The sequence below is a fragment of the Peribacillus sp. FSL K6-5616 genome (assembly GCF_038008245.1).
GTDB lineage: Bacteria > Bacillota > Bacilli > Bacillales > DSM-1321 > Peribacillus > Peribacillus frigoritolerans.
In genome coordinates this window covers 896,673-911,195 of record NZ_JBBOYT010000001.1, presented here as the reverse complement: position 1 = coordinate 911,195, position 14,523 = coordinate 896,673, and the positions used below count along the sequence as shown (strand labels likewise).

Sequence of the window (14,523 nt, the reverse complement as noted above, 5' to 3'; positions counted from 1 at the left end):
TCAACAAAAAAAGACCCAATCAGGTCTTTTTTGTTGAACTCGGCAAAAATCTTAGGCAAGCATGGCAAGGATACTCAATAAAGAGCTGCCCCGAACGGAAAGCTGCTGTGCAGCATATGTTAATTGCTGTTCATCGAGCTGTTCCAATAAAGGCTTTAATTCCAGCAATTCATTCTCCAGGCCTCTAAGGTCTGTAGATAGCTTGTCCACCATCAAGAGCACTTGCTCAGAATCAACAGTGGTTTCAGACAAGACTTGTAACCGTTCCTTGATTTCATTCAAAGGCATATTCTGTTCTTTATACCGATTAATCATTTGAAGACGATTTAAAGCATCTTCTGTGTAATACCGATATCTTGACCCAGTTTTTTCATAGTTCAGCATTCCTAATTGTGTGTAATAGTCAATGGTTCTTCTCGAAACATTCGCAAGTTCAGCAAGCTGGCCAATCCGATATACATTCACCCAGATAGTCACCTTCTTTAAAAAATCTACTGTTAACGATACTATAACACATCTATCCAAAAAGGTGACTTCAAGATGAAACTATTAGACTACTTTATCCGAATTGCCCTTCAGCTGGTTCTTGGCAAAATACAGGGCATCTTCCTTCGATTTAAAAAAGTGCTGTTTTTCTATTTTATGATACAACCCAGTGCTGAGTAACAATTCCTTTGGTTGCTGCTGAATTCCGGAAATGATCAATTTCCCCTTATATTTTCGAATGCGATTAACGATCGCCAATAGTGCTGCCTCTGCTGAAGTGTCCATATATGTTACCCGGCGCATGCTTAATACCAAAACTTTCGTCTTATTATCCAAGTTAGCCAATATCGATGACTCCAGGACGTCTATCGAACCAAAGAAAAGAGGTCCTTCCAAGTTATACACATTGATCTTTGAATCCGAATTATCAATTGGAACAATCTCGGTAATCTCATGACTTCTTTCCCTAACCTTTAACGTGTGGCTCATTTTTGCAATGAAGGTGATGAATGCAATCAATAAGCCGATTCCCACTCCCATGATTAAATCAGTGAAGACAGTGATGAGGAAGGTGACTAGCAAAACCGCAGAATCCGCCGTCTTCGTTTTCAATACATGAGCGAATTCCTTTCTTTCACTCATATTCCAGGCAACATACATCAATATGGGTGCCATGCTAGCCAACGGTATATGCGCTGCATATGGGGAAAGCACCAGCAAAACCAGTAAAACGACAATTCCGTGAATGACTCCGGACATCGGGGAGGCTGCCCCGCTTTTTATATTGGTAGCGGTCCTGGCGATTGCTCCTGTTGCAGGTATCCCGCCAAAGAATGGGGTCGCGATGTTCGCAATTCCTTGCCCAACCAACTCTTTGTTACTATCATGCTTGGTACCGCCCATGTTATCCGCCACGGTAGCGGATAACAATGACTCGACACCGCCTAACAAGGCAATTGTAAAAGCAACGGGAAGGAGTGTGATAAGGACTTCCACTGAAAGATCCGGTGCTTGGAATTCCGGAAAACCTCTCGGAATCGCTCCATACGTGGAACCAATCGTAGCCACCTTATCGGGAAATAAAAGGTAAGCTGCCATTGTTGATATTAGCAGACCCAGAAGCGGTCCTGGCACTCGTGGCACAAACCTAGGTGCCAGCAGTATGACGACAAAACATATAATCGCAACAATCACACTATATAGATTGATCGTGTCTGCTTTAATCACCAGTTCCTTCATGTTATCCATGAACGCTTCATGTTTTTCCACTTTCATACCAAAGAAGTTGGCAATTTGCCCTGAAAAGATTATTATCGCAATGCCTGTTGTAAATCCAATGATGACAGGACGGGGAATGAACTTCATCAAATTGCCTAACTTAAGCAGACCCATCAGGACTAACATTATCCCCGCTAAAAACCCGGCAATAAGCAGGCTTTCATACCCATATTGCATAACGATTCCAAATAATAAAGGAACGAACGCCCCGGTCGGCCCGCCAATTTGATACTTGGAGCCACCCAAAATCGATATGAGGATTCCTGCGATGATGGTCGTATATAACCCGTATATCGGTTCGACGCCTGAAGCAATTGCAAAAGCCAGCCCTAAAGGAATGGCTACAACCCCTACGACCAATCCTGCCGTCACGTCTTTTTGAAAACCCTTCATGTTATATCCTTGAAATCTAGAATCTTTTATCATCTTTTTCAAACTCACATCCTTAGTCGTTTTTTAAGATTGGAATCTAGCATCATCATGAAAATGACATTCTTTCATTTTAGAGGGAGTTACTTGTTTGAAAATAATCTAATTATTGTAGGCATTTTTCAACGGGACAAACCAAGCGGGGGACTTTTCAAAACTAAGAAATAATCGTCATATATAATCTCCTTTTGTAAGGTTATTTGACATGGACTCGACCACGCTTCAACATTATACAGTAAAACGTAAAACTGTACATTGTTAGAAACGTTAACATTTGTTTACAACTTTTTGAATATTTTTACATTATTATTACAATCCGGGACCATTTTTCCAGTCTAGTTAATTTGAAGCTGGAGATTCAGACTACGAATCAGGAGGTTTGAACTTTGGTCTAATTCCCCATACCGGAAACTTGATCAGTGGACAATGGAAAAAGCATGTTTTGAGAAAGATTGCTCAAAACATGCTCTGCCCTAATACACACTTTCAGTTTACAGCTCTTCTCCTCTCGTCTCGATAATATGTTTATACCAATGAAACGACAGCTTCTTTTTCCGGTTTAACTGATCATGATGATCCACGTAAATAAATCCGTATTGCTTCTTATACCCGTTTAACCAACTTAATAGATCAATGACAGACCATGCGTAATATCCTTTTAAATGGATGCCTTCGTTGATTGCCCGCTTAATCACTTTTAAGTGCTCCTCAATATATTTAATACGGGGAACATCAACTATTTCACCATCGATAATCGGATCCTCATCACCAAGTCCGTTTTCTGTAACATACATTTTAATATCGCCGTAACGTTCTTTTAACATATGCAGCCCATCTAAAAATCCTTGAGGTGAGATTTCCCAGCCCCATTTTGTATAGGTTTTATCTTCCATTTTTACGGTCCGATAAAAGCCATCAAAAGACGGGTTCCCTGGAGCCAGAGTAGATGTTTCTCTTGAATGCTCCATGTTTGAAACGGCTTCCAGGTATTTTTTCACCCGAATGGGCTGGTAGTAATTGAGTCCAATAAAATCATTTTTCCCCGCATTCCTTTTTAGCGTATCCAGTTCTTCTTCTGTCCAACTTGGTGTCCAGCCTCTCTCCTTTAATTGCTCAACCACATAAGCTGGATATTCACCGTTTAAAATTGGATCATAATACCAAAAAGTTTCATATTCATTGGCATGCCTAGCAGCTAATACATTCTCATGTTTGTCATCAATACTATAAGCTGGCAGGAATACATGGGTAATCCCAATTTCACCGTAATGATTCAGTGCCTTGTATACCTCTACCGCTTTGGCATGTGCATAAAATACATAATGTGTCGCTTGAAAGTATTTATTTTCATCGTTTTGGATTCCAGGCGGGTGAGCTCCTTTTAAATACCCTAAACCGCAAAACATAACCGTTTCATTAAACGTGATCCAATGTTTGACGCGATCTCCGAATGCGCGAAAACAAATTTCCGCATACTTGACGAATGCTTCAGCTGTTCGCTTATTCGTCCATCCCCCATCTTGTTCAAGCGTCAAAGGCAAATCCCAATGATACAGCGTAACAAATGGGACAATCCCATAATTTAAGCATTCATTAATCACATTATTATAAAATTCCAAGCCTTTTACATTGACTTCCCCATCACCTGTTGGCAAAATACGGGCCCATGAAATGGAGAAGCGATATGATTCAAGTCCCATCTCTGCCATTAATTTAATATCTTCTTTGTAACGATGATAATGGTCTATCGCTACATCCCCATTTGTACCTTCAAATGTTTTCCCCGGAATCTTTGAAAAAACATCCCAATTCGTTATACCTTTACCATCTTCATCCCATGCTCCTTCTATTTGAAAAGAAGCAGAAGCTGCTCCGAATAAAAAATCGTGTGGAAATTTCATTAAAAACCCTCCCTTTTCATACCTGCTTATTAAATTGATAATAATATATTTTATTCATTGGTACAAATATTTTTTTTAGTTCACGTAAAACATAAGCCTTATAGATAGTATTTACTATCACGGAATGATTAAATCCAGAATTCCGCTGAATCAATTTCTCTTTTTCTAGCAAAAGATGATTGATACTTAGTAGCATATGAACATACAAAAACCCGTCCACCTTATGGGGACGGGTTACACATATTAAAGATGTTAGCAATCATTCCACAACCGGGAGCCAGCCTTTTATCCTGATCAACTTTTCCCAAAGCGGATCTGGAATGACCAGTTCATGCTGATCTTTTTTTGAGAGGGTAGTCCGTATTTCCGCTTCTTTTCCAGACCTGATTTTTTCAATCCAATGCGGTTCCATAAGAAGTTCACGGCCAAGGGCGATAAAAGGGACCCCCGTTTCCATGGCTTCTGCAACTTCATCGGGTGTATGCAGTGAACCTACACCGACCACCGGGATACGATTACCTACTTTATCGTAAATTTTAACGATACGCGACTTTGTCCTATCACTCTCACGGAATGAGCCATTCCAGAAGTGACCTACCGATATATGTAGATAATCCAGGTTTTGATTCGCTAATCTATCAACGAATTGAATCGTATCATCTAAAGTGATTCCAGGATTGCTGCCTTCTTCAGGAGAAAGGCGGTAGCCAATTATAAACGGCTTTTCTGCATGCTCGGCAACCGTTCTCTCGACTTCATTCACAATGGTAAGCGGGAAAATCAATCGTTTTCCCAATGTTCCACCCCATTTATCTGTACGGCGGTTCGAGTGTGGCGAGAAGAATTGTTGAAGCAAGTAAGTATTGGCACCATGGATTTCCACACCATCGAAACCTGCTTCGATGGCCCTTCTTGTTTCTTCGCCAAATGCCTTAATAACGTCTTGTATTTCATCTTCACTCATTTCCCGCGGTACAGGTGCTTCTTCGCTGGAAGCAATCGCACTTGCAGAAACAGGTTGGTTATCAGGCAATAATTCCGGCGGACTTTGACGGCCTCCATGATATATTTGCAGGATCGCTTTTGACCCATTGGACTGAATCGTTTCAGCTAGTTTTCTCAAGGATGGGATAAAGAAATCGTCATCTGCACCTAATTGGCCTGGGAATCCCTTGCCCCCAGCAGATACATAGGCACATGCCGTGACCACCGCACCCACACCAGCCGAGCGCTCAGCGTAATAGGCCAGTTCATCATCGGTTACAACGCCTTGGTCATCCGAAGAATAAGTGGTCATAGGAGCCATCATGATACGGTTTTTCACTTCTACCCCTGATGGAAATATATATGGTTGAAAGATCTTTTCGTATTTTTGATTCATGCCAATCCTCCCCCTTTACTATTAGTGGTGATGATGTCCATGCGGTTCTTTAGAAGGATTCGTGATCTCAAAGCCTTCTTCAGGAACATAAAAATATTTAATCCAGACACCATCCAGAAATTCTTCACGTGAATCAAGTAAAATATCGATATCTTTATCTGTTTTGACGATTTCATCATATTCTGCCGGTGTATCAAGCTTCATGTCATAATGGGCATGATCGCCATGCATATGGGTGATATATACACGAATCATTTTCCCTTCGGCTTCTTCAGTGCTGAGCATCTTTTGTAAGACCTTTGCTGCATGGCGATTTATTTTGCACTTCATTTCCATTCCCCCAACAATTAAATTATCCCTGTACTAGTTCTACCCAATTAAGGGTTATCAGTAACATCCATTTTTCCCCTTCATGATTGGCCTTGTCCGCGGTCTGAAGGAAAGACGATGCCGATTTGCCTTCTTGCTTCATCCATGATTTCCATAGTCAACAGTGAATTCGAATATGTATTTATATCGGATTCCATTTTCCCCTGCTGTATCAAATCAAAAAATTCCTTCGCTTCATAATACATGGTAGGCATATCCTGTTTAACGGAAATATTTTCAGTGGTTCCATCCCGATACTGAATATCCACCGCTTGCGGTCCTGAAATTTTCTGAATGATTATGCTTCCATGTTCACCTTGAATTTCCGATGGCAAATTGGACTCAGTAATTTTGGAAAACATGACGACTGCCTCCATTTCATCATAGGTAAGCAGAATCGTACCTTGCCCATCAACTCCTGATTCGAGCATCGTTCCTGATGCCTGCACCTTTTTCGGTTTACCGAACAGTACAACAAGTGGATAGAGCACGTAAATGCCTAGATCCATTAAAGAGCCACTGGAGAATTCAGGATTGAATGCATTCAGCACAGTTCCTTGTTTATATGAATCATAGCGTGATGAGTATTGGCAAAAGCTTCCCGAGAAACGCCGTATATTCCCGATTTTATCCAGATTGCCCTTTATACTTTCGAAATTCGGCATGATGGTCGATTTCATCGCTTCCATCAATAGCACATCATTTTGTTTTGCAGCCTCAATCATTTCCCTTACTTCAGCCGCATTCGAGGCCATTGGTTTTTCACATAATACATGTTTTTTATTTTGCAAAAATAACACGGCTTGCCTGCAATGATGAGAGTTAGGGCTTGCTATATACACAGCGTCGATTTCATCGCTGCTGGCCATTGCTTCTAAATTCGTAAAAGTCGTATGTACTTCGTATTTATTGGCAAATTCCTTCGCTTTCTCCTCTGTACGTGAATACACGGCGGTTAACGATAAACCCTCTACATGCTTTGCAGCCTCCAAAAATCGTTCCGTGATCCAATTTGTACCTATTACTCCTAATCTTATCAACATCCTATCCCCTTTCAAGCTAACTTTATCATGTCCTCAATATACAGACATTTCACTGAAAAACAAAGTATATTGAACACTCGCAATTGCTTAAATTGGATTTTTTAGGCAATATTCGTTTATAATTTTTCTATATTACAACTGCCATGATGTTTCTACATACTCCCAAAATGGGAAAGAAAACTTAAAAGGAGCGTGTGAAGTGTATGACAGAATTAATGAAAAACAAAGTTGCCATCATTACCGGTGGGGGATCAGGAATTGGCCGGGGTGCCGCACTTAAACTAGCTGAAAACGGCGCGAACATCATCTTTTTTGACCGTACAGTCGAAAATGCCGAAAAAGTGAAGGAAGAAGTCGAGAACCTTGGTCGAGAGGCTTTAATCATTAAAACGGATGTTTCCAAGGCTGAGCAAGTTGAACTTGCCTACAAAACAGCCCATGAACATTTTGGGAAAATTGATTTTGTATTTGCAAACGCAGGCATCAACGGAGTGATTGCCCCTATAGAAGACATAAAGCCAGAAGATTGGGATAAGACACATACCATCAACCTCAAAGGCACCTTTCTCACCATCAAATACGCCATTCCTTACATGAAGGAAACGGGTGGCAGCATCGTGATCAACAGCTCCATCAACGGAAACCGATATTTCAAGAATTTTGGTTTTTCCGCTTATAGTTCATCCAAAGCCGGTCAAGTCGCTTTCGGTAAAATGGCCGCACTCGAATTGGCAAGATATAAAATCAGGGTAAATACCATTTGTCCCGGTTCCATCGATACGAACATTGACGATAATACATTCCCGGAAGAAGAAAACCTTAAAAAAATCAGGATTCCCATTGAATATCCCGAAGGTTCCCAGCCCCTGGCGAGGAAAGCGGGGACTGCCGAACAAGCTGGTGATCTCGTATTGTTCCTAGCATCAGACATGTCCTCCCATGTTACGGGCACGGAAGTTTATATCGATGGAGCAGAATCACTATTATGATCCAAAAAGGAAAAGCTGAAATCCACATCAGGATTTCAGCTTTTCCTTTTTAAGCAACTCGCCTTAACCCGCGACGGGCAAGGAGTAAATAAGCGCACATGGCGATGACATGACAACTTACCATCACAATTCCCATCGGCAAGGGCGACTCACCTGAACCTAACCCCACCAGGGGAGCCATTAGCGATCCTAATATGAAGGGAAGCAAGCCAATTAAAGCCGAAGCACTGCCTGCTGTTTTTTTCTGATTTTGCATCGCTAAAGAAAAACTCGTTGTACCGACAATACCGACGCTGGAGACGGAGAGGAATAAAGCGGCCAAGATTCCGGCCAAGCCCATTTCAAGAAGGACTGAGGCAAGAAGTAATATTCCCCCAAACAAAGCTAGGCATAACCCCATTTGAAGCAATCTTTCTTCTTTAACCCTGCCTGCCAGCTTCCCGGCAACTTGTGAAGCGATGATGATCCCAACCCCGTTTATTGCAAAAATCAGGCTGAAGGTCTGTGGGGAAACCCCATAAATGTTCTGGAGAACAAAAGGCGATCCGGAAATATAAGCAAACATTGCGGCACTTATGAATCCTTGTGCAAAAGCATAGCCCATAAACACACGATCCTTCAATAAGTTCCCAAAAGTCCTAATTGTATCATTTACCCCGCCAGCACTCCTGTGATTGGACGATAAAGTTTCCTTTATCCCAAAAAATGCAGCCGCAACCATAATGATACTTAATACTGAAATGACAATGAAAACTCCCCGCCAAGAAGTGAACTGCAAAAGTTGACCGCCAAAAACCGGAGCCAATATCGGTGCCGCCCCATTCACCAGCATTAACATGGAGAAGAACTTGGTCAAATCCGTTCCTGAAAAAAGGTCACGAACTATGGCCCTTGAAATGACAATGCCTCCCGCTCCCGCAATACCTTGGATAAAACGTAATAATAAAAGCAATTCAATGGTTGGGGCAAAAGCGCATAACAGAGATGAAATGCAATAAATGGATAAAGATATGATTAACGGTGAACGCCTTCCTTTTGCATCACTTAGAGGCCCTAAATAAATTTGGCCCAAAGCCAATCCTAACAAGCAGGCAGTCAAGCTTAGCTGCGCTAATGACGTACTGCTTTTCAGATCCTCTGCCAGTGTGGGGAGACCTGGTAAATACATATCAAGTGACAGTGGTCCAATCGCTGCAAAAGACCCTAGCATAAGAGCCATCAACAGCCTTTTGGATTTAGTCATTTCGTTGCCTGATGATATCGTTTCCTTCATTTCAATCATTATTAACCCTATCCCTTTCAACTAATTGTTCTTCCTAATAAACTCGACTTTCTTTATTTTACAAAAGATCGCAACAATTTACGATAAGTATGCTCCACTTGAATGGGATTCTTCCTTTCGGCACTCAGGTAAGCACAGGTGCATCAAAACTCCGAAATCTTCTAAAAAGGACAAATCATATTTCAGGAAATATCATTTGAGAATACTACGAACCAAAGAAAAACTATTAAAGGTCCAACATTCCCCATAAAAAATGACCCCATTTTTGGGGTCATTTCAGATTGTAGACAAACTTGAAGTGAAGAGAGCTTGCCTGCAGTTTTTTTATTTAAAAAAGGTTGCCGGTGATTTCAGAAATCCGCTCCCTTTCCGCCGACTGTCTGCCAAGCCTCCTTGCCACATGCGCCTGTGGGGTCTCGGCAAGCCAGTTATTCGGCAGGAGTGTCGCAAATTTCTTCAATCCAATAAAGATTATAGTAAAAAAACATGAAGGATAATCTATTCTTGTTTTAAAATCTTTGTTCGGGATGAAACCATTCCGAATCCCATTTTAGCGTCATTTTGATTTATTCAACAATACTAAATTACGGGGAGTATCCCCAGATAATCCGTCCACCAAGTTTTGTACAGCAAGAGTTGCCATTTTCATTCTTGTGGCAATGCTAGCACTCCCGATATGCGGTAAAGTAACCACATTGGGCAATGTTAGCAGCGGGTGGTCCAGAGGGACGGGCTCTTCTTCGAATACATCCAATCCAGCCGCCCAAATCTCTCGATTTTCCAGCGCCTGGTACAACGCTTTTTCATCGATAATTCCGCCTCTTGCGGTATTAATGAGCACAGCCGTCCCTTTCATCAATTCCAGCTGCTCCTTGCCAATCATATAAGCCGTTTCCGCTGTGAGCGGCAGCATGACACAAACGAAATCCGAGATTTGGAGCAATTTTTCAAGGGGCTGATATTCGATTCCTAACTCTTTTTCCTGTTCATATTTACGGCTTCGATTAAAATAAACTAAGTTCATATCAAATCCCTTAGCTCTTTTTGCAAGGGCTTCCCCAATTCTGCCTAACCCGATGATACCCAGCGTTGCACCGTGTACATCTTGTCCTGTCAGCTGCATCGGCGACCATGTTTCCCACTTTCCATTCCTTAAATAATCTTCTGCCTCCATCATCCTCCTTGCCGTTGCAAGCAGTAAGCCGAAGGTTAAATCAGCTGTCGTTTCCGTTAAAACCCCCGGTGTGTTCGTTACCATGATGCCCCGTTTTGTTGCACTTTGAACGTCAATATTATTATGGCCCACTGCCATATTCGCGATGATTTTCAGATTGGGTGCCTGTTCAATCAGTGACTCATCGATTTGTTCCGTCAATAAGCAAAGCAGCCCCTCGACTTCTTTCATTTCTTCTACAAGGACTTCTCTAGGGACCGGTATATCCTCTTGATCCCACATCCTGACATCATAATTCCGACTAAGACCCTCGATGATTTGTTCTGGCAATTTCCTTGTAATATAAATTTTTGGCTTCAAACCATAACCTCCTATACCATTTCTTTCCATTTAACACATTCAGTTTTCATTACACAATAATTAAATTTAAAGAATATTGGCTAAATGACTAGCTTGTTTATTCAATTTTAAAATAAACTAGATAAATAGACCATCCATTTCCAATCAATCTTACTATTATATTTTCTTGATTGCCTGGAAGCTTCCGCTTGACAGTTTCAGTTCATTTAACCAATCATAGAATAATAACCCTTTACATCTATTCGGTCATTAGTAATATCGCAATTTTCCAGATGAAGTTTATCTCGATTTAGGAGGATATGGGACGTTCATGAAAACGAATACAACATATAAAATTTATCCAATTATAGCTCCAAGCGCTTTATCTTTAAAAAGTATAAACTTTTATTTAGTTAAACAGGATGAATCCTTAACATTAGTTGATGCAGGTATGAATGATGACGTTTGCTGGAATGCACTGCAGCAAACATTAAATGAAAATGGATTTACAGTTGGGGACATCACGGAAATTTTGTTAACCCATCACCATGGAGACCATGTTGGTTTGGTCAACCGGATTACCGAACTCCATCCGATTCCCGTTTATGCCCATTCTAAATCCATTCCCCGTTTAAAAAGGGACCCTGACTTCTTAAGTATGAGAATTGAATTTTATAAACAGCTATACCTTGAGATGGGCTGTGGTGAACTTGGAGATAAACAAGTGGCTTACCTATTCAACGCGGTCAATAATAATAAAGATCAAAAACTGAATGGTGACATCATCGCAATCATGGAAAAACACTGGCTGAATTTTGAGGTGATCGAATTTCCCGGGCATGCCCCGGATCAAATTGCTTTTCTTGACCGAGAAGGGAAACGGCTTCTTGCCGGTGATTTATTGATTGAACATATCTCAAGCAATGCCTTGATCGAACCTGATGAAAACGGTAATAGAATGCTGACTCTTGTAGATCATATCGACTCATTAAAACGATGTTCAGCATTACAGGTGAATCTCCTCTTTCCTGGTCATGGTAACGTGATTGAACAACCCGGTCATCTGATTGAAAAAAGACTCAACAGCATAGAGAGGAAATCACAAAAGATCCTGGCCTTGATAGGATCCGGAATTTCTACAGGAAATGAACTGGCAAAGGAGTTTTACAAACAAAAGTATATAGCAGAATTCCCGCTCGTCATGTCAGAAATCATCGGCCATTTGGATTATTTGGAATATCAGGGGAAGGTCACGAAACAACTCGTTGAAAATGTAGTTCATTATCAAGCTAAATGACATCAAAAAAGGTCCCCACTTAGCAGGGACTTTTTTTATGGAAAAATGCACAAAATAATTGAATCTGAAATACATAGGACCTTTTGGGTGTTTTAATGAATCTAACAGGAAATCGATTAGAAAGTGAAGAATTTATTAGAAGAATTTATTATCTGAATATTAAATATTTTCAGAATAGGGGATTTGATGTGAAAAGAAAATTTTTAAAGGTTTTAAGTTCAACAGTAGTAGCCGCAACATTACTTGGCCCAAATGTCAGCTTAGCAGAAAGAGGACCAAATCCGACAGGCGGAACGAATCTTTCTACCGAAGCATTCCTAAATTATGACGAACTTGTAAAAGAATTAAATCAACTTGAGCAAGCGAGTGCAGGGATAGTCAATGTAGAAGTGGCCGGAAAAACGAATCAGGGTCGTTCCATTCAAAAAGTGACTGTCGGTCATGGTGACAAAGTCGTTCTTATTCAAAGTGAAATTCATGGAAATGAAAAAACAGGAACTGTCGCGTTATTGAACATTCTTAAAAACCTTGGTCAAAGTAACTCGCCTGAGGTAAAGAAAGTGCTTGATGAACTAACAATTGTTGCCATTCCAATGATGAACGTAGACGGCTCAGAGCTTGATCGTCGTGGAAATGAGATGAAATGGTCTGAAGTTGTAGGTAAATTCCCCCAACTTTCTAATGCAACACCTACTTGGAACTATTACACTACTCCCAGATCAGGAGACGACTATGCTACCAAACCGGGATTTGATGTTAATCGTGACTTCAATCCAGACCTAAATTATGTACCAAAACCTCAAGACTTCCCGGGGGCATCTGAAAAGCCAGGCTGGTTTATTACCCCCGAAGCGCAAACGTTACGTGACACATATAAAGGGTTAAAATCGAAATTCGGGAAAGTGGATGTTTTTATCGATCTTCATCATCAGGGATTCCCATATATCGAAGGAACTGATGAGCGTGCAACTATGTCAATATCAGGAAAATTCGTTCCTAACCCAAGCACTCCAGAAGGTGCTAAATATGCAGAGTATGCAGATAATTTCAAATATGATTTCTCTCGTCAGTTAACACTTACTGCGTATAATGCACTGCAAGCAAAAGGGAATTCAGTTTTTACAAATATTTCATTATATGATCAATCTATTGACCTGCCAGGGACTGCTTTAGGGACGTTTGCTTTAAACGGAAGTGGGACGGTTCTATTTGAAGTTAGTGGTCAAACACAAAACTTTGGGCAAAAAAAGAATGGCCAGCTCGTAAAAACGGTTGAAACGGGGCTAATGGGTATTATCAATGGTGTAACAGATGGATCTGTTCATAATCTTAATCCATCAGACTATGAAAAAATCCCTGAAAGTTCATCTACACCCGGAATCTAGTAAATTTTGAAACTTAATTGTAAAGGGGACTTGTCCGCGATCTGGCATCGGTTGAATATCGAAGCCAGATGGCAGCAAAGCCCTTTTTATTTGTCTAATTGACACTGGAATTCCAGCCTTTTCTTGCTGAAGATACTTACACGCACTCGACAATCTCTCTGGAAAAAATGCCTTTCCTGGCAACACAGCGATCAGCAATCTCAAATCCAGCTTCTTCAATCATATGATCCATCGTATCGATCGTTACGACGACGACCTTATCAGCAAAGCCCCTTGCGTGTTTAAGGATTGATAGCTGATCCTCCGGCGTCGCATGTGTATATAGATTATAAGGCATATCGATAATCGCTACATCATATTTACTGGTGACCTCCGAAATCGGACCTGTAGTTACATCACCTTCGAGTCCGAAATAGGCAATATTCTCCCTTGAACCGTCGGTAACAAGCGGGTTGATATCCCGGCCATCAATATTGATCCCCATCGAAAGGGCTTCCACCAATACCGTTCCAATTCCGCAGCATGGATCAATTGCCTTCACCCCATCCGGATGTGGAACGGCAATGTTGGCAATGGCCCTCGCCACTCTCGTGCTAAGCGCAGTTGAATATTCACGGGGCTTCTTCATATGTTTTAACCAAACCGCTTCAGGTTTGACATACTTCCCAAAATACCAACGACCGCCAAGCGTCACGATTCCAAAGACCTGATCTGGATTACGTACATCGGCATTTCCCTGAATGTGCCAGCCAATCTCCCGTTCAATTTCACGCTGTCCATCATAATCTATTTTTTCTTCTTTATTCAAATCATTAATTTTCACGAATAATACTTTGAACGTCGAATCAGGCAAATGAATATCCTTAACTTGCTCAACGATTTCGGATATGCTTTCCCCTTCAAACATGATATCGACCCGCCCTTTTATAAAAGGGCTCCTGCTCGGTTCAATGGCTATATCACTTTTCAAAATATCCCCTGAAGTCTCAAAGCCAAAGAAAGAACGCATCTCCATTTTAGATAATGAGCGTTCGTCAGGGGTGCATGTAAATGTATATATATATGCCGGTTTGCGGCTATGATTAGTCAATCCATTCCCATCCTTCATTACATTAGATTATACCTTTCTATCAAACATAGCTGTAATAGGATAGAAAAGCAAATGGAATC

The 14,523-nt window shown here is 41.1% G+C and carries 12 protein-coding genes; 3 read left to right on the top strand and 9 right to left on the bottom strand.

The annotated features are described in order from the left end of the window. Positions 1-51 precede the first annotated feature (51 nt). The 6 genes from MHB45_RS04360 to MHB45_RS04335 all read right to left on the bottom strand — a co-directional run bounded on the left by MHB45_RS04360 (position 52) and on the right by MHB45_RS04335 (position 6,884). Positions 52-465, bottom strand: coding sequence for a MerR family transcriptional regulator (locus tag MHB45_RS04360; protein WP_048682957.1), 414 nt, complete (start codon positions 463-465; stop codon positions 52-54). An 84-nt stretch (positions 466-549) separates the two neighbouring features. After that, positions 550-2,190 carry a SulP family inorganic anion transporter gene (locus MHB45_RS04355; RefSeq protein ID WP_072273755.1) on the bottom strand — a complete coding sequence of 547 codons (1,641 nt, stop codon included), beginning with the start codon at positions 2,188-2,190 and terminating at the stop codon, positions 550-552. Positions 2,191-2,684: 494 nt separating this feature from the next. Continuing rightward, positions 2,685-4,094, bottom strand: a complete 1,410-nt coding sequence (locus MHB45_RS04350; protein ID WP_048682962.1) for a glycoside hydrolase family 1 protein — start codon at positions 4,092-4,094, stop codon at positions 2,685-2,687. A 259-nt stretch (positions 4,095-4,353) separates the two neighbouring features. Then, on the bottom strand, positions 4,354-5,475 hold the full coding sequence (locus MHB45_RS04345; RefSeq protein ID WP_340907426.1) for an NADH-dependent flavin oxidoreductase: 1,122 nt from the start codon (positions 5,473-5,475) through the stop codon (positions 4,354-4,356). 21 nt (positions 5,476-5,496) lie between these two features. Beyond that, on the bottom strand, positions 5,497-5,805 hold the full coding sequence (locus tag MHB45_RS04340) for a heme biosynthesis protein HemY (protein ID WP_053534185.1): 309 nt from the start codon (positions 5,803-5,805) through the stop codon (positions 5,497-5,499). A gap of 80 nt (positions 5,806-5,885) precedes the next feature. After that, positions 5,886-6,884 carry a Gfo/Idh/MocA family protein gene (locus MHB45_RS04335; RefSeq protein ID WP_072273754.1) on the bottom strand — a complete coding sequence of 333 codons (999 nt, stop codon included), beginning with the start codon at positions 6,882-6,884 and terminating at the stop codon, positions 5,886-5,888. A gap of 206 nt (positions 6,885-7,090) precedes the next feature. Here MHB45_RS04335 and MHB45_RS04330 point away from each other — a divergent pair, with 206 nt between their 5' ends. Then, entirely contained in the window at positions 7,091-7,876 is a 786-nt protein-coding gene (locus tag MHB45_RS04330; RefSeq protein ID WP_048682977.1) for an SDR family oxidoreductase, read from the top strand. 49 nt (positions 7,877-7,925) lie between these two features. Here the strand turns inward: MHB45_RS04330 and MHB45_RS04325 are convergent, their stop codons facing one another. Together MHB45_RS04325 and MHB45_RS04320 are read right to left on the bottom strand one after the other, a co-directional pair. Further along, entirely contained in the window at positions 7,926-9,158 is a 1,233-nt protein-coding gene (locus MHB45_RS04325; protein ID WP_373689787.1) for a multidrug effflux MFS transporter, read from the bottom strand. A gap of 556 nt (positions 9,159-9,714) precedes the next feature. After that, positions 9,715-10,692 (bottom strand): 2-hydroxyacid dehydrogenase, encoded by a 978-nt coding sequence (locus tag MHB45_RS04320; RefSeq protein ID WP_072272644.1) that lies wholly within the window; start codon positions 10,690-10,692, stop codon positions 9,715-9,717. A gap of 310 nt (positions 10,693-11,002) precedes the next feature. Here MHB45_RS04320 and MHB45_RS04315 point away from each other — a divergent pair, with 310 nt between their 5' ends. Both MHB45_RS04315 and MHB45_RS04310 read left to right on the top strand, forming a co-directional pair. Beyond that, a complete protein-coding gene (locus tag MHB45_RS04315; RefSeq protein WP_340907423.1) occupies positions 11,003-11,968 on the top strand; it encodes an MBL fold metallo-hydrolase in 966 nt (321 codons plus the stop codon). Between the two features lie 188 nt (positions 11,969-12,156). Further along, complete coding sequence (locus MHB45_RS04310) at positions 12,157-13,353, top strand: M14 family zinc carboxypeptidase (RefSeq protein ID WP_072273753.1); 1,197 nt, start codon at positions 12,157-12,159, stop codon at positions 13,351-13,353. A gap of 136 nt (positions 13,354-13,489) precedes the next feature. Here MHB45_RS04310 and MHB45_RS04305 read toward each other — a convergent pair whose 3' ends face one another. After that, a complete protein-coding gene (locus MHB45_RS04305; RefSeq protein WP_397330451.1) occupies positions 13,490-14,461 on the bottom strand; it encodes a TRM11 family SAM-dependent methyltransferase in 972 nt (323 codons plus the stop codon). Positions 14,462-14,523: the final 62 nt, after the last annotated feature.

Coding starts and splice junctions, on each gene's coding strand:
- MHB45_RS04355 (WP_072273755.1), bottom strand. CDS start 2,190: ATGATAAAAGATTCTAGATTTCAAGGATATAACATGAAGGGTTTTCAA.
- MHB45_RS04350 (WP_048682962.1), bottom strand. CDS start 4,094: ATGAAATTTCCACACGATTTTTTATTCGGAGCAGCTTCTGCTTCTTTT.
- MHB45_RS04345 (WP_340907426.1), bottom strand. CDS start 5,475: ATGAATCAAAAATACGAAAAGATCTTTCAACCATATATATTTCCATCA.
- MHB45_RS04315 (WP_340907423.1), top strand. CDS start 11,003: ATGAAAACGAATACAACATATAAAATTTATCCAATTATAGCTCCAAGC.
- MHB45_RS04305 (WP_397330451.1), bottom strand. CDS start 14,461: ATGAAGGATGGGAATGGATTGACTAATCATAGCCGCAAACCGGCATAT.
- MHB45_RS04325 (WP_373689787.1), bottom strand. CDS start 9,158: ATGATTGAAATGAAGGAAACGATATCATCAGGCAACGAAATGACTAAA.
- MHB45_RS04330 (WP_048682977.1), top strand. CDS start 7,091: ATGACAGAATTAATGAAAAACAAAGTTGCCATCATTACCGGTGGGGGA.
- MHB45_RS04340 (WP_053534185.1), bottom strand. CDS start 5,805: ATGAAGTGCAAAATAAATCGCCATGCAGCAAAGGTCTTACAAAAGATG.